Annotated in this window: 16 protein-coding genes, 1 pseudogene and 1 riboswitch; of the genes and pseudogenes, 5 read left to right on the forward strand and 12 right to left on the reverse strand. The window is 47.0% G+C overall.

From position 1 onward, the window contains the following. Window positions 1–11: 11 nt before the first annotated feature. From glmS to QUE62_RS08795, 5 genes are read right to left on the reverse strand one after another with little or no spacing between them, the layout of a single operon-like run. Entirely contained in the window at window positions 12–1,844 is a 1,833-nt protein-coding gene (gene glmS / locus QUE62_RS08775) for a glutamine--fructose-6-phosphate transaminase (isomerizing) (protein WP_286261587.1), read from the reverse strand. Between the two features lie 9 nt (window positions 1,845–1,853). Then, complete coding sequence (gene glmU, locus QUE62_RS08780) at window positions 1,854–3,269, reverse strand: bifunctional UDP-N-acetylglucosamine diphosphorylase/glucosamine-1-phosphate N-acetyltransferase GlmU (protein ID WP_286223656.1); 1,416 nt, start codon at window positions 3,267–3,269, stop codon at window positions 1,854–1,856. Between the two features lie 51 nt (window positions 3,270–3,320). Then, complete coding sequence (ttcA, locus tag QUE62_RS08785) at window positions 3,321–4,232, reverse strand: tRNA 2-thiocytidine(32) synthetase TtcA (protein WP_286223657.1); 912 nt, start codon at window positions 4,230–4,232, stop codon at window positions 3,321–3,323. Between the two features lie 12 nt (window positions 4,233–4,244). Further along, entirely contained in the window at window positions 4,245–4,646 is a 402-nt protein-coding gene (locus QUE62_RS08790) for a dihydroneopterin aldolase (RefSeq protein ID WP_286261589.1), read from the reverse strand. 8 nt (window positions 4,647–4,654) lie between these two features. Beyond that, a complete protein-coding gene (locus QUE62_RS08795; protein ID WP_286261590.1) occupies window positions 4,655–5,449 on the reverse strand; it encodes an SDR family oxidoreductase in 795 nt (264 codons plus the stop codon). A gap of 35 nt (window positions 5,450–5,484) precedes the next feature. Here QUE62_RS08795 and QUE62_RS08800 point away from each other — a divergent pair, with 35 nt between their 5' ends. Then, window positions 5,485–6,663: a class I SAM-dependent methyltransferase gene (locus tag QUE62_RS08800; RefSeq protein ID WP_286226775.1), complete on the forward strand. Its 1,179-nt coding sequence runs from the start codon at window positions 5,485–5,487 to the stop codon at window positions 6,661–6,663. Between the two features lie 488 nt (window positions 6,664–7,151). Here the strand turns inward: QUE62_RS08800 and QUE62_RS09140 are convergent. The 3 genes and pseudogenes from QUE62_RS09140 to QUE62_RS08815 form a co-directional block, all read right to left on the reverse strand. Further along, a pseudogene (locus QUE62_RS09140) lies at window positions 7,152–7,787 on the reverse strand (hypothetical protein); the annotation flags it as partial. Next, the gene (locus QUE62_RS08810) at window positions 7,784–8,695 is read right to left on the reverse strand and encodes a complex I NDUFA9 subunit family protein (RefSeq protein ID WP_286261595.1); all 912 of its coding nucleotides are present in this window, start codon (window positions 8,693–8,695) and stop codon (window positions 7,784–7,786) included. The gene QUE62_RS08810 and the pseudogene QUE62_RS09140, both read right to left, overlap by 4 nt. Continuing rightward, window positions 8,692–10,653 carry a lytic transglycosylase domain-containing protein gene (locus tag QUE62_RS08815; protein WP_286261596.1) on the reverse strand — a complete coding sequence of 654 codons (1,962 nt, stop codon included), beginning with the start codon at window positions 10,651–10,653 and terminating at the stop codon, window positions 8,692–8,694. The genes QUE62_RS08810 and QUE62_RS08815 overlap by 4 nt, the downstream gene beginning before the upstream one ends. 29 nt (window positions 10,654–10,682) lie before the next feature. Here QUE62_RS08815 and QUE62_RS08820 point away from each other — a divergent pair, with 29 nt between their 5' ends. Next, window positions 10,683–11,300 (forward strand): 5-formyltetrahydrofolate cyclo-ligase, encoded by a 618-nt coding sequence (locus QUE62_RS08820; protein WP_286223664.1) that lies wholly within the window; start codon window positions 10,683–10,685, stop codon window positions 11,298–11,300. Here QUE62_RS08820 and metF read toward each other — a convergent pair. The 3 genes from metF to metK form a co-directional block, all read right to left on the reverse strand. Continuing rightward, window positions 11,290–12,132 (reverse strand): methylenetetrahydrofolate reductase [NAD(P)H], encoded by an 843-nt coding sequence (gene metF / locus QUE62_RS08825; protein ID WP_286225372.1) that lies wholly within the window; start codon window positions 12,130–12,132, stop codon window positions 11,290–11,292. The two genes, QUE62_RS08820 and metF, sit on opposite strands and share 11 nt — an antisense overlap. Window positions 12,133–12,150: 18 nt before the next feature. Further along, entirely contained in the window at window positions 12,151–13,590 is a 1,440-nt protein-coding gene (gene ahcY, locus QUE62_RS08830; RefSeq protein ID WP_286223666.1) for an adenosylhomocysteinase, read from the reverse strand. A 62-nt stretch (window positions 13,591–13,652) separates the two neighbouring features. After that, a riboswitch (S-adenosyl-L-homocysteine riboswitch) is annotated at window positions 13,653–13,744 on the reverse strand. A gap of 27 nt (window positions 13,745–13,771) precedes the next feature. After that, complete coding sequence (gene metK / locus QUE62_RS08835) at window positions 13,772–14,938, reverse strand: methionine adenosyltransferase (protein WP_286226777.1); 1,167 nt, start codon at window positions 14,936–14,938, stop codon at window positions 13,772–13,774. A gap of 178 nt (window positions 14,939–15,116) precedes the next feature. Between metK and QUE62_RS08840 the strand changes: the two genes are divergently transcribed. From QUE62_RS08840 to dapF, 3 genes are read left to right on the forward strand one after another with little or no spacing between them, the layout of a single operon-like run. After that, the gene (locus QUE62_RS08840) at window positions 15,117–15,977 is read left to right on the forward strand and encodes a lysophospholipid acyltransferase family protein (protein ID WP_286261598.1); all 861 of its coding nucleotides are present in this window, start codon (window positions 15,117–15,119) and stop codon (window positions 15,975–15,977) included. Window positions 15,978–15,984: 7 nt separating this feature from the next. Then, the gene (locus QUE62_RS08845; RefSeq protein WP_286261600.1) at window positions 15,985–16,884 is read left to right on the forward strand and encodes an LpxL/LpxP family acyltransferase; all 900 of its coding nucleotides are present in this window, start codon (window positions 15,985–15,987) and stop codon (window positions 16,882–16,884) included. A 22-nt stretch (window positions 16,885–16,906) separates the two neighbouring features. Continuing rightward, a complete protein-coding gene (gene dapF / locus QUE62_RS08850) occupies window positions 16,907–17,794 on the forward strand; it encodes a diaminopimelate epimerase (protein ID WP_286261602.1) in 888 nt (295 codons plus the stop codon). Here the strand turns inward: dapF and pyrE are convergent. Continuing rightward, window positions 17,791–18,462 carry an orotate phosphoribosyltransferase gene (pyrE, locus tag QUE62_RS08855; protein ID WP_286223671.1) on the reverse strand — a complete coding sequence of 224 codons (672 nt, stop codon included), beginning with the start codon at window positions 18,460–18,462 and terminating at the stop codon, window positions 17,791–17,793. The genes dapF and pyrE overlap by 4 nt on opposite strands.

Consider the following 18,462-nt stretch of genomic DNA (forward strand, 5'->3'; position numbering starts at 1 on the left):
TTTTGGATGAATTACTCGACCGTAACGCTTTTAGCTAAATTACGTGGTTTATCAACATCTGTACCAAGGGCTACTGCGGTGTGATAAGCCAAGAGCTGGAGCGGAATAACGTGTAATAGCGGGGATAAATTACCGTAATGCTCTGGTAAGCGAATCACCTGAATACCATCTTCACTTTTAATTTCCGTACCCTGATCAGCAAAGACATAAAGGCGGCCACCACGGGCTTTGACCTCTTGCATATTTGATTTCAGCTTTTCGAGTAATACATCATTGGGCGCTACGGTGACAACCGGCATCGCCTCAGTCACCAAAGCAAGCGGTCCGTGCTTGAGCTCACCAGCTGGATAAGCTTCCGCATGGATATAAGAAATCTCTTTTAACTTTAGGGCGCCCTCAAGTGCGATCGGGAAATGCAAGCCGCGCCCTAAGAAAAGCGCATTTTGACAATTCGCGAATGCCTGGCTCCAGGCAATGATTTGTGGCTCTAATGCCAATACAGCATGAATGGCTTGTGGCAAATGGCGCAAATCATCGAATACTTTCTTCTCGGCCAGAAGTGATAAATGCCCCGAGCGTTTGGCAATCGCATTAGCCAACAGGTAAAGAGCAACTAATTGAGTAGTGAAGGCCTTAGTAGATGCTACTCCAACTTCAGTACCGGCGTGTGTCAAAAAGTGCCATTTCGTTTCTCGCACCATCGCGCTCGACGCTACATTGCAAATTGATAAGCTTAGTGGGTGACCTAGCTCTTTGGCATGACGTAAGGCGGCTAAGGTGTCTGCTGTTTCTCCAGATTGGGAGACAACCACAATCAAGGTTCTTGGATTTGGAATCGATTGTCGATACCGGTATTCGCTAGCAATTTCAACCTGCGTCGGAATCTTTGCAATGTCTTCAAACCAATATTTAGCGACGCAGGCTGAGTAATAACTTGTTCCGCAGGCAAGGATCAATACCTGATCAAATTCCTGCCATTCTTGCGGATCCGCTGCAAATAAAGCCGGGCCCAGTTCAGCAATATTAGCAATCGTGTCGGAGACCGCACGGGCTTGCTCAAATATCTCCTTTTGCATGAAGTGCTGATAGGGCCCCAATTCAACTGCTTGCGCCTGAACGGGCATCGGTGTAATTTCACGCTTCATCGCCTGACCGGTTCGATCCCAAACCTCAAATCCATTAATAGTCATAGCAACCAGATCGCCCTCTTCTAAATAAGCCATAGTTTTGGCCTTACCGGCTAAAGCAAGCGCATCTGAAGATAAGTAGTGGCCATCATCACCGATTGCAATAATGAGCGGTGAGCCGGCACGAGCGCCCACTAAGAGATGGGGCTCGGCTTGAGCAATGACGGCAATCGCATAAGCACCTTTTAATTGTTCGATCGCTTGCGCAACTGCGTTCTTTAGATCTGGCTTAGCAAGCTTAATAAATTCCTGATGAACTAAATGGGCAATGACCTCGGTATCAGTTTCCGATTCAAACACATAGCCAGATGCTTTTAGCTGATCGCGCAATACTTCATAATTTTCAATGATGCCGTTATGCACAACCGCTATTTGACCATTCGAAATATGTGGGTGCGCATTATGCGTATCGGGTCTGCCATGCGTCGCCCAACGCGTGTGCGCGATCCCAACCTGACCACAAAACTCCTGTGCTTGCTTTGCCAAATCAGCCACACGCGCAGTAGTTCTAGCTCGCTCGATCGGATGACCCGGTTGCTGACTATCAATCACGGCGAATCCGCAGGAATCATACCCACGATACTCTAAGCGTCGCAATCCCTCGATTAGGGTATCGACTACATTTGTTTTGGCAACTGCCCCAACGATTCCACACATAAAAAGGATTTACTTTCGAGCAATCTTTTTTGTTTTTGGCGACGCACTTTTCAATTTCGTGGGACGTTGCCATTCAATCGAAATTTGCTTTGCCCGCGATACAGTTAATTTTCCTGCAGGTGCATCCTTAGTGAGTGTAGTGCCTGCACCTAGCGTGGCGCCTTTGCCTACCTTTACAGGGGCAACCAACTGCGTATCCGAGCCAATAAATACATCGTCTTCAATCACTGTTTGGTGCTTATTAACTCCATCGTAATTGCAAGTAATCGTGCCTGCGCCAATGTTGACGCGTGATCCAACAATCGAATCACCCACATACGCTAAGTGATTGGCTTTGCTCTGTGATGCAATTTTGCTATTTTTAACTTCTACAAAATTGCCAATATGAACATCGCTTGCCAATTCAGCGCCCGGCCGAATCCGTGCATAGGGTCCTATTCGATTAGCAGGGCCAATCCTAGCGCCGTCAAGATGGCTAAATGCTTCGATCGTGGTGCCCTCTCCAATGTTCGTATCTTTTAAGACGCAATAGGGTCCGATGCGAACCTGATCAGCTAGGGTTACGATTCCTTCAAAAACACAACCGACATCAATCCATACATCCTTGCCACAGCGCAACTCACCGCGAACATCGATTCGATTAGGATCAAAAAGCGTGACACCATTCTCTAAAAGCGCTTGAGCGATCTGACGCTGCAACACGCGCTCTAACTCCGCTAATTGTATGCGGTCGTTTACCCCCAGAATCTCATAATCATCGATCGCTTGGGCAGATCGCACTGGCACACCCGCCTTAACCGCCATGGCGATGACATCCGTTAAGTAATATTCACCTTGCGCATTTTTAGCTTTAATCCCTTTAAGCCACTTGCCCAATTGCTTAGTGGGCAAAACCATGATGCCGGTATTAATTTCTGAAATCGAGCGAATGGTCGAATTAGCATCCCTTTCCTCAACAATGGCTTGCACATTGCCATCAAGGTCGCGCACAATACGACCATAACCAAATGGATTTTGCATGCGGTGAGTTAGTAAACCAACTGCTCCATCGCTTAAGCGGGCAAGCTTATTTAAGGTTTCTTTAGAACATAGGGGTACATCGCCATACAACACGAGTGTGGGCAACGCAGGATTTAATTTTGGCAAAGCTTGCAATAGTGCATGGCCCGTTCCTTTTTGCTCTTTTTGCAAAACGGTCTTGACCTTATTAAAGCGCTGATCAAAATCAGCTAAATGGCCTAAGAATGTTTGAACCTGTTGTGCACCATGCCCAATCACAACAAGCGGCTGGGCCTTGGGCACAAGCGCTAATGCGGTTTCAAGCACATGCTGTAGTAACGGTTTTCCCGCTAGAGGCTGCAATACCTTTGGCAAAGCGGATTTCATACGCTTGCCTTGCCCAGCAGCCAAGATGACGATATTCATGGGATTAATTATAGGTCTTAGAAGCAAGCTAGTGATGCAGATGGACGTACTTTAGTCTTTATGGATCCAGGTTAGCGATGACCAAGCGGGCTCTGTTGCGACACACACATCAATACCCTCATCGATTGCACGATCACCCTCATACGATTTAACGAAATGGGTCAAATCCGAGTGAATAGATAGATTCTGAAAATCAAAAGCGTCTTGGTCTAAAAGGTGAGATGGAACAATGTGATGTAAGGAACGAAACAGGTTTTCAATCCGACCAGGAAACTCCTTCTCCCACTCCCGTAGTAATTTTTTCATGGCAGCCCTTTGCAAATTGGGCTGACTGCCACATAAATCACAAGGAATGATTGGAAACTGCATCGATTGTGCATAGCGCTCGATTAATTTTTCAGGAACATACGCTAAAGGCCGAATGACCAAATGACGTCCATCATCAGAGCGCAATTTAGGCGGCATTGCTTTTAACTTGCCTCCATAAAACATATTGAGTAGCAATGTTTCTAAGATGTCATCGCGGTGGTGACCTAATGCGATCTTAGTTGCCCCCAGCTCATCGGCAACTCGATACAAAATCCCACGACGTAAACGAGAACATAATCCGCAGGTTGTTTTCCCCTCAGGAATCACCCGCTTCACAATGCTATAGGTATCTTGCTCTTCAATATGAAAAGGGATATTGAGTTCGCGTAAATAATTAGGTAGCGTGTCACTGGGAAAGTTAGGTTGTTTTTGATCTAAGTTCACAGCAACCAGATCAAATGAAATCGGCGCCCGCTCACGTAACTTCAATAAAATATCAAGTAAGGTATAGCTATCCTTACCGCCAGACAGACACACCATCACCTTATCACCATCGGCAATCATGCCAAAATCACCGATCGCTTGACCAACCAGGCGACATAGTTTTTTATCTAGCTTATTCTCTTCAAATGCTTGCTTACGAGGGTCTACCATCGGCGGCTCCCATTAGTCAGATGCTTGCTTCATCTTAAAGACTTCAACACCAACCGCTTCACAATCCGGATAGATATCGGGCTTTGCAGTACTAACTCGTACCGCCATCACATTTGGATGCTCAAGAATTGCTGCCACGATCTCATCGCAGAGGGTTTCTTGTAAATGAATATGGCCGCGTTTAACGCGCTCTACGATGGTCTTTCGAATGAAATCATAATCAAGTACCTCTTCTAAAAGATCTTGCTTCGGGGTATTTAGTTCCAGGGGAACATAAATCTCGACATTGAAGATCACCCTCTGCTCAGCGCGCTTCTCAAAATCATGAACGCCAATATTGATATAAACCTCGTAGTCTTTCAAAAAGAGACGTCGACAATGAATCAGGCTTGGATGAGATAGTAATGAGTGCATAGAAGCTGTTATTTAATTTTGAACATCACATCCCGATCGGATGCAAGTAAATGTTGTCCGCCATCAACATATAGCGCAGTCCCCGTAATCGACTTAGCATTGGCTAAGAAAAATGCGGCGCTCGCAATATCCTGTGCGGTAGATGATTGCCCCAGCGGAGTAGCTTGGTGGGCTTTCTCAAACTCGGATTGATTTTGATCACCCGATGGCAAGGTAATCCCTGGGGCCAAACCAACAGAGCGCATATATGGGGCGAAATCGCGAGCCATCATTTCGGTAGCGGTTAATAAGGCACTTTTAGAAAGCGTATACGAAAAATAATCCGGATTTAAATTGATTAACTTTTGATCTAATAATTGAATGGTTGCGGGAACAAAGTCTTTGCTGATTGGCTGAGTCTTAAGATGATGAAACATTGCTTGAGCCATCAGAATTGGGGCTGCAAGATTAATTTGGGCATGGCGCTCAATTAAGTTCGCACTCACCAGATAATCGTCCTGGCTAGGCCGATCGTATTCAAAAATCGCGGCACTATTAACCAAACAATCGATCCTCGAGAATTGGTCAATACTTTTTTGGATTAGAGATTCGGTCTCTGCGGGACGCGATAGGTTTGCCTGCACAGCAATTGCTTTGACTCCCAATCCATGAATCTCAGCAACCACGGCTTTTGCCTCTTGGGTAGATTGGCCATAATGAACAATGACATTCCAGCCTTCGCGAGCAAAATACAGGGCGATTTCTCGACCAAGGCGCTTGGCTGCGCCGGTGACCAAAACTGTCCGATCTGCCATTGTTTTCATGTGCTGTAGAAAAAACTCACTTAGACTAGCGAGCTATGGATATTAACCTGACACGGGCGCAAGCGGAACATTTAGAGGCCATCCTAACCAAAATTTCCCAAGAAATTCAGGAAAAGGGTGGTTGGATCCCCTTTTCACGCTACATGGAGCTCGCCCTGTATCAGCCTAGCCTGGGTTACTACACCAGCGCCCTAGAAAAATTTGGACGCTCTGGTGATTTCATAACCGCTCCAGAAATCAGCCCATTTTTTGGCCAAACCATTGTTAATACGATTCTGCCCGTACTAGAAGGATTAAGAAAGCAGGGGCAACAGACCCGCATCATTGAAATCGGCGCGGGGACAGGGCAGCTTGCCAAGACGATCCTATTGGATCTGCACCGACGCGGCTTTAAGCTCGATGAATATCACATCATTGATGTGTCACCGAATTTAACTGAACGTCAACAAAAATTACTGCTAGACACATGTCGCAGTCATGGGATTGAAACGCATTGTCAGTGGCATTCAGAGGTATTGCCTTCTTTTCATGGCGTCGTTCTGGCCAATGAAGTACTCGATGCAATTCCCTGTGAACGTATTGTGTATCAAGACCATGCTTGGCACTATGCTGGGGTTGGGCTTGGAACAGAGCCTGATCAATTTCTTATATCTGTACCCGGAGAAAAACTAGAGGTCCAACCATTGATCAACTGCGCTAGCAATGGGTATATGACTGAAATCCACCCTCAGGCCGAGGCTTGGTTTGCAAAAGTGATTGATCGGCTCGATGAGGGTTTATTGCTGATAATTGACTACGGCTTTCACCAGCAGGAGTATTACCACCCCCAACGAAATACCGGCACACTCATGGCGCACTTCCATCATCAAGCGCTAAGCAATGTGCTAGCCTTACCCGGTATCTCGGATATCACCTGCCACATCAATTTCTCGAAGCTTTTGCATTCAATAGAGAACAAAGAAAATGTACAGTCATTTTTTTCTAGCCAAGCATCGTACTTGTTGGATGCTGGCATTACCGATTTAGTATTGCAGCAATCCGATCCAAGTGACCCCCAGCAGATGATCGCTATATCGAATGGAATACAGAAATTAATTTCAGAAGCTGAAATGGGAGAGCTCTTCAAAGTATTGGCTTTCGGTAAACACCTAAAAGCTCTTGATTTGGATCTCTATGCACTCCCCGGCTTTGGGGGCCGTAACCGAGTTTATTAAGACAGCGCTTCTTGAATGGTGAAGAGGCGCACCCTCTCAAGCTCCGTATGAATTGCTTTACCTAACTCATTGACATCTGAGCGTTGGCTTACAGACTTCGCAATTTGTCCGGCATCAATACCTATCAATTTGCTAACCAGCTTTTGCCAAACTGCTATATCAATCCCTAGCACCTCAAAAAGACTAAGTAGTTCCATGATACGGTGAGGCTTTCTCCATAAGTCAGCCCGATTAAAAAATGCCAGAATATCGATTGGAATTAATTTGGAGTGCACTGACTCAAAATCCGCCGCAATCTGGCAATATTCGGCAATCTCATTTGGCACCTTCGACCCACGAGCCCACTCCTGGATTTCGGCTGGAGGAATGGTTCTTAATAAACAGGCGATACGCTGATTTAGCTCGGGGCGCGCCGCGACAACTAAATGCATTGAATGCCGAATGCTCTTTTGAGCAGCTTCCTGATGCCACTGTTTCTCAAAGCTAGCTGGCAATACATCCGATAGGGCATTGCACTGATTAAGTGTTTCGATAAAGCGGAGTGGATCTGTTTCTTCCATGGCACGCGCTAGCTCTTGCCAGATGCGCTCCTTTGATAAGGTTTCTAACTCACGCGTGCGAACCATTCGCCCCATGAGAACGAGTGTCTCGGGCGCGATATGAAAATCTGGAAAACGTGCTGCAAATCGGGCAACGCGTAATACCCTTAAAGGGTCCTCTAAAAAGGCATTTGAGACATGTCGCAATATGCCCGCCCTCAGATCAACCTGACCGCCATAGGGATCAACGATCTCTCCGACCGGCTCACCGACATCATTGACTGCTTCGGCCATGGCATTGATGGTCAAGTCGCGCCGTTGCAGATCCTCCTCTAGGGTCACGCTTGGATCTGCATGAAAAGTAAAGCCCTGGTGACCCGGCGCTGTCTTGCGCTCCGTCCTAGCTAGTGCGTATTCTGCATTGGTGGTGGGATGCAAAAATACTGGGAAATGACTCCCCACCGGCCGAAATCCTTTTTGCATCATTTCATCGGCAGTTCCGCCAACCACCACGTAATCGACATCATGAACCGCTCTTCCAAGCAAACGGTCCCGTACTGCCCCGCCGACTTGATAAATCTTCAAGTCAGCAAACTCTCAATACGCTGTTTGGCAATCCTAAACTCATCAACCAAAGCGTCTTTTCCACCCGCAGGCAATATATTGGGGATACTCATGGAGGCAATATTGTCACGGGACATTAAAGTGGGGCCTGGGCCAAACTCAAATGCCAATGCCTGAAGGTATCCAACCCAATTTGGCAATGAAACAATGAGACGATCCTTACCCGCTTTGCGAGCCGCAAATTCAACCAATTGTTTCATCGTGAACACTTCAGGACCGACCAAATCATAGGTCTGATGAATGGTATTAGGGTGAGTTAATGCCATGACAAATGCACTGGCAACATCGTTTACGCTTACCGGCTGAAACTTGGCATGTGAATATGCCAATGGAATCACTGGGAATACCTTCGCTAGATTAGCAAATGTATTAATGAACTGATCATGCTCTCCAAAAATGACCGATGGTCTAAAAATGGTCCAATCTAAACCGCTGGCTAGCACCCGATTTTCACCGTCGCCCTTACTGCGTTGATACATGGAAGGGCCATTCGAGTCGGCACCCAAAGCGCTCATGTGCAAATAGCGTCTGAGCTGTTTGGCTTTCATGGCCTCAATGATCATCTGAGGTAAATCCACATGAGCTCTTTTAAAACCAGGGCCATATGGTTTTGCTACTTGATCTTGCAAGATACCAACTAGGTTGATAACCGCTCCGTGTGGCTTTACGTGTCCGCACAATCGTTCAATAACCCCAGGCTGATTTACATCTGCTTCAACTAAGGTCACACTAGGTAATAGTCGTAGGTCTCGCATAGCGCTATAACGCCGCGATGGAATCAATACGGAGTAGCCTTTACTTTGCAGCTTCTGGCTAATCGCCTTGCCAACAAAGCCGCTCCCGCCAATTAATAAAATGTCATGTTTCATGGTAGTTCACTCAATACGGCAGTTTTAGGAGCAATCACTCCCAGGCGTTGTTTCATGGGAGTGGTTTGTCCATCCATTAAAAGTGAATAGTAGCTCGCATTGGCGAGTACATTCTTCACATAAGTACGTGTCTCATTAAAGGGAATCGATTCCACAAAAATTGCTCCTTCAGTGGATTGGTTTAATCTCTCTCGCCACGATTTTGGCCGTGATGGGCCGGCATTGTAGGCGGCAGACGCCAATACCCAAGAGTCATCAAGGTCTTTTAAAACCATATTTAAGTAATGGCTTCCCAAGGTCAAATTTGTTTGCGTTTCTTTGAGACGTTCATTGGTATAGGAATTCATACCGATTTTCTTAGCAACATACTTGGCGGTATTGGGCATCACCTGCATCAAACCCGAAGCGCCCACTGATGATGAGGCGTTGGTAATGAACCGAGACTCTTGACGGATCAAACCATAAGCCCAGGCTAAGTTCAAGTCGATGTTTTTAGCAATTGGACTGAGTTGATCTTTAAAGGGAGTTGGATAACGCAGGGCAAAATCATGCTCGCCTTTGGTACGATCGGCTGTATTGACCGTACGATCATATAAATGGATGCGTTTGGCATATTCTGCAGCGGCTAATAACTGGCGATCGCTCATGCCACGTAACTCCCAGTTCCATTCACGATTTCCTTCAAAGCGAAGATTCATGGCGTAAAAACGCTCAGCCCGAGTAAACCCAGGGCGCTTACCCATCTCCTTAATTTCCCCGTCGCTAACTTTCACTTTGGGCGGAATCACAATAGGCTTACCCAACTCCTCGCGGGCTAACTGTCCATAAAAATTAAATTGGTCTTCCAGCAACTGAAACTGCACATTGGCTTTCTCGGGATCGCCCAACTCTTTTAATGATCTGCCGTACCAATAAGTCCAAGCTGGATCGCGTTCGCGAACGACCGGATTCATGGACTCAATCGACTCGCGCACCAGCTGCCAATCGTGAGCCCGTAAAGCCGTACGAACTTTCCATTCCTGAGTTTCTGCGGATAGTAAGGAATTAAAGCCCAATTGCTGTTGACGCCGATAGGCATCGTGTGCGTTGCGATCTAAGCGTTTTGCTAAAAATTGCCCAATCACACCCCATGCCATCGCTTGATCTTCTTTGCTATAGCGCAAGCTAGTTTGCAAGAAGTCACGATACGTTTTAGTTGAGTCTGCTCTTGCGCTACGCACTATGCTAGCAATTGGGTCTTCTCCACCGATGCGTCGCCCTGCGGTTTCAAAATTCATTTCAGCAGCAGCGCGACCAAGCGCTCTTGCCTGAGAGTTGGATAGACCATTTGCCTGGACTAATGCAGGCACCAACTCTTGGCAAGCAGACCCAAACTGGCGAGGATCAACCATGATTTTGAGTGTATCTTGACCAACACGCTTTGCGTCCTCTTGCTTTATCAGCCGTGAATGAAGCGCATAACACTTCACATTCGTATCGTCATCCAAAACAAACTTTGGATACTCTCGATCAAATTGGGTCCAATCTTTTCGCTTGCCAAGAACTAGTAGCCAATCGTTACGCATGCGATCACCAATCGCAGTCCCCTCATAGGTTTTTAGAAAAGCCCCAACCTCTTCGTCGACCGAGGAATCTGCCCGCGCCTCATTTCCCCTATCAAACATTTGGGGTTTGATTCGAAAATACCTCACATAATCCGTATCCGGATAGTTACTTAATTGCGCTGAGAGCTGTTGGGTTTTTGGTACATCATTACGCCGTGCAGCATCGCGTAGCTCAATAAATAATTTATCAGCTTCTGTGATCTCAAAAGGAGTTGGCTGACCTTGGGAAGATTTGTTGAGATTTGGCTTTTTAGCAAAGCCACTTTCCCAGCCTCCCAAGCAAAGTACTAGGATTGCAAAAAGAAGAAGATGCTTGATCGGAGGTTTTGGCATAAAAGCAAAATTTTGGGTCATTTTGTTATTTTCACCCGATAATAAGTGCTATGCATACCCCTATTCATCAAATTCGACAGGATCTTTTGAGGCGGCGCGCATCATTTGCTCAATCCCCCGAATTTGATCCTGCACATGCCCATTTTTTATCGTATTTCAGTCAATTTCTACTTCAAGAAGCAGGGGCATATCAATCCATTGCATTTTGCTGGCCTTATCGTGACGAACTTGATCTACGCGAGCCCCTGCGTGAATGGCGATCCTCAAACCCGAATCGATACCTCCTATTACCCAAAGTTAGACCCGATCGGCAATTAAGCTTTTATACCTGGTCGGACTCTGACCCCCTGATTCTCAATACCTATGGGATTGCGGAACCCGATCCGACTGCAAGCGGTGTGGAAAGTAAGACCCCCGACTGCATCCTGATTCCCTGTGTTGGGTGGCTCAATTATCAGAACCAATACTGGCGGCTTGGCTATGGAGGAGGTTATTTTGATCGTACCATTGCTTCTTTGAAGCAGGCGGGGCATCGATTCACAACGATTGGCATCGCATTTGACTGGCAGGCACTAGATCTTGATCGCTGGACCCCCGAGGTTCATGATCAGGCGCTTGATTTGGTGGTCACAAACTCTGGTATCTATCGAAGCTCGATTAAGTCTTAGATGCTTGGTCCAATTGTAGATTCTGAGCAATACGAATCACGGGCTCTGCTTGGTTTAGCGAGTAAAAATGTAGTCCAGGCACTCCAGCAACGATAAGTTGCTCGCACAATGCGCTCACCACATCCTCGCCAAAGGCTTTAATCGAAGCGCTGTCATCGCCGTATGCCAAAAGACGCAGACGAATCCAGCGCGGTATTTCTGCGCCGCATGCATCTGAAAAACGTAGCAATTGGGTACTACTGGTAATCGGCATAATGCCTGCAACCACAGGTACATCAACACCTAATTGATAAGCGTCATCTACAAACCGAAAATACGCATCGCTGTTAAAAAAGTATTGGGTAATTGCTGAGTTAGCGCCCGCCTTAATTTTTTGGGCAAAGTAGGCGACATCCTTGCTGGGCGACTGCGCCTGCGGATGGGTCTCGGGATAAGCGGCTACCTCAATATGAAACCAGTCACCGGTCTCTTGGCGAATAAATTCCACTAACTGATTGGCATGCTGCAGCTCACCGTATTGCCCCATGCCAGAAGGTAAATCACCACGTAAGGCCACAATTCGTTTGATGCCCAAGGCCTTGTATTGTGCAAGAAGTTTCCCAATTAATTCCTTAGAGCTACCCACACACGATAAATGAGGAGCTACCACCTCCCCCGCCCGATGAATTGCCTCAACGGTCTGCAAAGTTCCCGATTGAGTCGAACCACCCGCACCAAAAGTCACCGAATAAAAGGCGGGCTGCAGTGCCGCTGTGATTCGCTCTCGCGTTTGCAACAAGCGTGCCTCCCCCTCCGGGGTTTTGGGGGGGAAGAACTCGACGCTTAATTCCATAGCAAACCCTTTAGCTTTTTAATAACGATAAGTTTCGGGCTTAAATGGGCCTTCTTTCTTAACGCCAATGTAAGCCGCTTGTTGATCCGAAAGCTCCGTTAACTGTGCGTTCAACTTCTTCAATTGCAAACGAGCAACCTTTTCATCTAAATGCTTAGGCAAGGTATAGACCCCAACAGGATATTTATTCGTCCCTGCCGCACCCCAGAGCTCAATCTGCGCAATCACTTGATTAGCAAACGAAGAACTCATGACATATGAGGGGTGTCCAGTGCCGCAGCCCAAGTTCACTAAGCGGCCCTTGGCCAAAATAATGAGACGCTTTTCTGGAAGGCCATTGGCTGCTGGGAAGATCACGTGATCAACCTGTGGCTTAATTTCTTCCCATTGGTATTTTTCAATACTAGCAATATCAATTTCGTTATCAAAGTGACCGATATTGCACACAATCGCCTGGTCTTTCATCTTCTTCATGTGATCGTGTGTGATGACATGGTAATTGCCGGTCGCGGTCACAAAAATATCGGCTTTATCGGCAGCATACTCCATTGTGACTACGCGATATCCTTCCATCGCGGCCTGAAGCGCACAGATTGGATCAACCTCTGTAACCCATACTTGAGCTGAGAGAGCTCGCAATGCTTGAGCTGAGCCTTTACCCACATCACCATAGCCAGCGACAACAGCAATTTTGCCGGCAATCATCACGTCAGTTGCGCGCTTGATCGCATCGACTAAGGATTCGCGGCAGCCGTACAAATTATCAAATTTGCTCTTAGTAACTGAGTCATTGACGTTAATGGCTGGGAAATGCAATTCGCCTTTGGCGTGCATTTGATAAAGACGATGCACACCCGTTGTGGTTTCTTCGGTAACGCCGTTAATCTTCGCTAACCGAGTTGAGTACCATGTTGGATCGATCGCCAATTTACTCTTAATCGCCGCAAAGAGAATACGTTCCTCTTCGCTCGTTGGATGGTTCAGAACGGCTTGGTCTTTTTCAGCCTTACTGCCTAGGTGTAGCAACAGGGTTGCGTCACCACCGTCATCCAAGATCATATTGCTGTATCCACCATCGGCCCACTCAAAGATCTTATGAGTGAAATCCCAATACTGCTCGAGGGTCTCACCTTTAATCGCAAATACTGGGGTTCCATTCGCAGCGATCGCGGCAGCAGCATGGTCTTGTGTTGAAAAAATATTGCATGATGCCCAGCGCACTTCGGCACCCAAGGCCTCAAGCGTTTCAATCAGAACCGCAGTTTGAATGGTCATGTGTAGCGATCCGGTGATGCGCGCGCCGCGCAATGGCTGCTTGGCGGCAAACTCTTCACGAATCGCCATCAAACCAGGCATCTCGGTTTCAGCAATTTTGATTTCTTTACGGCCAAAGTCGGCTAAGCCAATATCGGCAATTGCAAAATCGCCATTTAACTTTAAATCAGCAACGGTATTCATGAATAGCTCCAGCTAAAGAACGCCAGCGGAGCCAATAGTGACTCGCTAACCGCCAGCATTCGGGTTAGCGAGCGCAGTTGCAATGAAGTTACTAAGTAACTCCCCTTCAAGCCTGGGGGGCGACGATGCGCCCCTTGCAACGCTCCTTGAAGGAATTGCCTAAATTGTAATCAATTTTGGACTAGAGGCCTGCGGCAGCCTTCAAAGCAGCCGCCTTGTCCTTGCGCTCCCATGTGAATTCCGGCTCCTCGCGGCCAAAATGGCCATATGCAGCGGTCTTTTTATAAATAGGCCGCAAGAGATCAAGCATTTTCACAATACCCTTCGGACGCAGATCAAAATGCTCAGATACAAGTTTTGCAATCTGCTCATCCGCAATCTTGCCAGTACCAAAGGTGCTAACCATGACCGATGTAGGACGTGCCACACCAATCGCATACGAGATCTGAATGAGGCATTTACTGGCCAGACCTGCAGCGACTACATTCTTAGCTACATAGCGGCCAGCGTAGGCAGCCGATCGATCCACCTTGGATGGATCTTTCCCAGAAAATGCACCGCCACCGTGAGGAGCTGCGCCACCGTAAGTATCCACAATAATTTTGCGTCCGGTGAGACCGCAATCGCCTTGGGGGCCGCCAATCACAAAACGACCGGTTGGGTTTACTAAATATTTAATATCGCCCTTGATTAAATGCTTAGGTAAAACGGGTTTGATAATTTCTTCAATCACCGCTTCACGTAATTTCTCCAAAGGAATATCCGCAGCATGCTGTGTCGATAGCACTACCGTATCAATCGAGTCAGGCTTTCCATCGACATAGCGCAAGGTCACTTGGGATTTTGCATCGGGGCGTAGCCAATTTAGACGCCCATCGCGACGCAATTGAGATTGGCGCTCGACTAGACGGTGCGACAAATAAATTGGAAGGGGCATTAACTCAGGGGTCTCATCGCAGGCATAACCAAACATTAATCCTTGATCGCCTGCACCTTGATCTAAGCCATCATCGTGCGCTTTATCAACACCTTGCGCAATGTCTGGGCTTTGTTTGTCATAAGCCACCAAAACTGCGCAGCCTTTGTAATCGATGCCGTATTCAGTGTTGTCATAGCCAATCTCGCGCAGGGTATTGCGTGCGACTTGAATGTAATCAACATTAGCATTGGTGGTAATTTCACCAGCGAGAACTACTAAGCCAGTATTGCAAAGTGTCTCAGCGGCAACACGTGCCTTTGGATCTTGTGCCAAGATCGCATCTAAGATTGAATCTGAGATTTGGTCTGCAACTTTATCGGGATGTCCCTCAGAAACCGATTCTGAGGTAAAGAAATAATCATTAGCCATTCTATTCTCCATTTAATTAAGCACTGACAACACCACGTGCCGGGGAATACAACGGCGACGCTTTAGCAGATTTTTTTAATTCGCCCCGCAAGTTGTCTTTAACTCGGCGAATAACTAAATTCTATCGCATCTATGGACTGGCCACCAAATCGCATAGTGAATTGAATATCATTAGGAAATGTCACAGTGGGCTTTGAATTTCATTCTAAAAGGTATCGCCAGTCTCCCCTTGAGTTTGGCTCAGATTCTGGGTGGCTTGGGCGGAATGATGGCCTATGCCTTTTCCTCTCATTTTCGTGGCTTATTTCAAGAAAACTATCGCCATGCGATGCAACTTCATGGCAAGACAACTCATCCATGGAAAGCGGCTGCAGCCTCTGGCATGCTTTTTATCGACAGCCTTTGGATCTGGCATAACCCCCAAAAAGCACTTTCACGCGCTCACATTCAAGACTGGAGCCCAGTCGATCAAGCGGTTCAAGAGGGTAAGGGCTTGGTGATGCTCACACCCCATCTTGGCGGCTTTGAAATCATCCCTCGCATATTGGCCAGTCATTTCCCGGCCACCATCTTGTATCGGCCGGCCCGTCAAGAATGGTTAAATCATCTGATCGAAGAGCAACGCGCCTATCCCAATATGCACTTTGTACCCACCAATCTGCAAGGAGTGCGAAAAATGGTCAAAGCCCTTCAAGAGGGTGAGGCAATTGGCATTCTCCCAGATCAAGTGCCCAGTGGCGGTGATGGGGTGTGGGTAAAGTTTTTTAATCGCTATGCCTATACGACCCCACTGCCCGCTCGCTTAGCGAATCGCAATCAAACCCCTGTCATCTTGTTTTCAGCCATTCGCAAATCGCTTGGCCAAGGCTGGATCATTAAAGCGCAACGCCTAAAGGCATTTTCAGAAGATCCCTATCAGGCGGCCACTCAAATGAACGAGGCGATTGAAGCAGTTATTCTTGAGGCTCCAGAGCAATTTATTTGGTCGTACAACCGTTATAAACACCCCGAGGGCGCCGAGCTTCCGCCCCAAGACTAATCACTCGATGAGCTGGCTACATACCCTCCTCAATTACATTGGCCTGAGCATTCTTAAGCTTTTTGCTTTCCTGCCCTACGCATGGACCGTTCAAATTGGGTACGGCCTCGGATCACTATTTGGGCGACTGCCTCACCAACGTAAATATGTTGTTCTTCGTAATTTAGAACTGTGTTTTCCAAATCTCGCCACCGATCAACTACAAACCTTAGCTAATGAGCACTGGCGCCTATTGGGTCGTGCAGTGATTGAGCGCAGCCGTGTTTGGCTTGGCAGTGCAGAACAAATTTTCTCGATGGTCGACATTGAGACCGAAATTCCTTTGGGAGATAACAAACCTCGGATTTTGGTGATCCCCCACTTTGTCGGCTTTGAATGTGGATTCATGGCGCTCTCCGCCCTTGGGGAAAAAAATGGCTGGCAGCGAGGTGCTGGCTTTTATCAAAATATGAAGAACCCATTTTTCAATCAAAAAATTATTGAATGGCGTAATCGCTTCGGCGCGAAGTCTATTAATCGACAAAATAGACTTTTTGACTTAATTCGAGAAATTCGTAAAGGTAATTTTGTCGTCATTGCCCCCGATATTGATCTTGGTCCTAAAGACTCGGTTTTTGTACCCTTTTTTGGCATACCAACCAATACAATCACTGCAATATCGCGTCTAGCAAAAGCATGCAATGCAGAAGTTTGTTTGATGATCACAACACTGAATGCGGATAAGAGTAAATACATTTGCAAAATCCATGAAGCGCTACCCAATTTTCCAAGCGATGATCCGGTGTCTGACACTGCTCGGTTAAATCAATACTTTGAAGAAGAAATTCGTAAACGGCCTGCTGAATACTATTGGGTTCATAAGCGCTTCAAATATCGCCCTCCAGGGGAGATAAGCTTGTATGATTAGTCACATACATTGAACGCATGTTATGAGTCGATTACGTTTTACCAAAATGCATGGCGCCGGCAATGACTTTATTGTGATTGACGCGACTCGCCAAGACATTCGATCGATTACCCCAAGCATTTGGCGCAAGCTAGCACATCGCCAACTTGGTATCGGGGCCGATCAAATCTTGCTCGTGGAGCAAAGTAACCTGCCGGATGTTGATTTTAAATACCGCATCTTGAATGCAGACGGCGGTGAAGTGGAGCAATGCGGCAATGGTTCGAGATGCTTTGTTCGCTTTGTTCATGAAGAAGGCCTCAGCACTAAAGACCAAATCCGGGTTGAGGTGCGCAATGGTCTTCTAACGCTTAAACGCTTAACGAACGGATATGTAGAAGTTGATATGGGCAGCCCCGTCTTTGCCCCTCACGATATTCCATTTGATCCCTCGGGCCTTACAAGCAAACAAGAATTACACGAAACTCTTTATGCGCTTCCACTTAGCCGCAATAGCGGTGCACATGCCGATTGGATTGCTGCTGTATCAATGGGTAACCCTCATGCCGTTCAAGTGGTCGAAGATATTGATAGCGCACCAGTATTAACGGATGGTGCTCTCATTGAGTCACACCCTGCTTTTCCAAATCGAGTCAACGCTGGCTTCATGCAGGTGATTGATCGCCATTCAATTCGATTACGAGTTTATGAACGTGGGGTAGGCGAGACCCTATCGTGCGGCACCGGAGCGTGTGCTGCAGCAGTATCGGGCATTCGACGCGGACTGCTAGATTCCCCCGTGAAGGTAAGCACCCGTGGCGGGGAGCTCGAAATTTTGTGGGATGGCTTTCAGAATCCCCATGCCCCTGTTTTGATGCGCGGACCCACTCAAACCGTGTATCAGGGCGAAATTGATTTAAATACGCTTTAAATTCCGTATCGAGCGCGGTAATTTTGAACTGCGGGTAGATGTGTTTGTAATTGCTGATCATTTGATTGCTGTAAATAACGCATTAAGCTATCCAAATTAGCGATTGCAATTACTGGTAAACCAAATTCTTGCCCGACACTTTGTACCGCAGAATATTGGCCAATGTTGACTGCGTCTCCTGATTTTTCCATGCGATCGAGCGCAATTAATACCGCGCAGGGCTTGGCACCGGCCCGTTCAATTAAATCAACCGACTCACGCACCGAGGTGCCCGCTGAAATCACATCATCAATAATGACAACCCGACCACAAACTGGAGCACCAATCAGGGTTCCGCCTTCACCGTGATCTTTGGCCTCTTTACGGTTATAGGCAAACGGGGTATTACAACCGGCATGCGCTAGTGCGATTGCCGTACTCGCCGCCAAAGTAATGCCCTTGTATGCGGGCCCAAAGAGCATATCAAAATCAATTTTGGATTCCAGTAGTGCTTGGGCATAAAACTCACCTAGCCTTCCCAGATGTGCACCATCATTAAAGAGTCCGGCATTAAAAAAATAGGGGGACAGTCGCCCAGCCTTCGTTTTAAACTCGCCAAAGGACAATACTTTTGCCTCAAGCGCGAATTGAATAAAGTCCGATTGAATTTGTTCTGAATTTACACTCAT

The sequence above is a fragment of the Polynucleobacter sp. HIN9 genome (genome assembly GCF_030297635.1).
Taxonomy (GTDB): domain Bacteria; phylum Pseudomonadota; class Gammaproteobacteria; order Burkholderiales; family Burkholderiaceae; genus Polynucleobacter.

Excerpts from the sequence above, each read along its gene's own strand:
- QUE62_RS08810 (WP_286261595.1), bottom strand. The coding sequence starts at position 8,695 with ATGAAACATGACATTTTATTAATTGGCGGGAGCGGCTTTGTTGGCAAG.
- ahcY (WP_286223666.1), bottom strand. The coding sequence starts at position 13,590 with ATGAATACCGTTGCTGATTTAAAGTTAAATGGCGATTTTGCAATTGCC.
- metK (WP_286226777.1), bottom strand. The coding sequence starts at position 14,938 with ATGGCTAATGATTATTTCTTTACCTCAGAATCGGTTTCTGAGGGACAT.
- dapF (WP_286261602.1), top strand. The coding sequence starts at position 16,907 with ATGAGTCGATTACGTTTTACCAAAATGCATGGCGCCGGCAATGACTTT.
- QUE62_RS08790 (WP_286261589.1), bottom strand. The coding sequence starts at position 4,646 with ATGCACTCATTACTATCTCATCCAAGCCTGATTCATTGTCGACGTCTC.
- QUE62_RS08815 (WP_286261596.1), bottom strand. The coding sequence starts at position 10,653 with ATGACCCAAAATTTTGCTTTTATGCCAAAACCTCCGATCAAGCATCTT.
- QUE62_RS08840 (WP_286261598.1), top strand. The coding sequence starts at position 15,117 with ATGTCACAGTGGGCTTTGAATTTCATTCTAAAAGGTATCGCCAGTCTC.
- glmS (WP_286261587.1), bottom strand. The coding sequence starts at position 1,844 with ATGTGTGGAATCGTTGGGGCAGTTGCCAAAACAAATGTAGTCGATACC.
- pyrE (WP_286223671.1), bottom strand. The coding sequence starts at position 18,462 with ATGAGTGTAAATTCAGAACAAATTCAATCGGACTTTATTCAATTCGCG.
- QUE62_RS08820 (WP_286223664.1), top strand. The coding sequence starts at position 10,683 with ATGCATACCCCTATTCATCAAATTCGACAGGATCTTTTGAGGCGGCGC.
- QUE62_RS08845 (WP_286261600.1), top strand. The coding sequence starts at position 15,985 with ATGAGCTGGCTACATACCCTCCTCAATTACATTGGCCTGAGCATTCTT.
- QUE62_RS08795 (WP_286261590.1), bottom strand. The coding sequence starts at position 5,449 with ATGAAAACAATGGCAGATCGGACAGTTTTGGTCACCGGCGCAGCCAAG.
- glmU (WP_286223656.1), bottom strand. The coding sequence starts at position 3,269 with ATGAATATCGTCATCTTGGCTGCTGGGCAAGGCAAGCGTATGAAATCC.
- metF (WP_286225372.1), bottom strand. The coding sequence starts at position 12,132 with ATGGAATTAAGCGTCGAGTTCTTCCCCCCCAAAACCCCGGAGGGGGAG.
- QUE62_RS08800 (WP_286226775.1), top strand. The coding sequence starts at position 5,485 with ATGGATATTAACCTGACACGGGCGCAAGCGGAACATTTAGAGGCCATC.
- ttcA (WP_286223657.1), bottom strand. The coding sequence starts at position 4,232 with ATGGTAGACCCTCGTAAGCAAGCATTTGAAGAGAATAAGCTAGATAAA.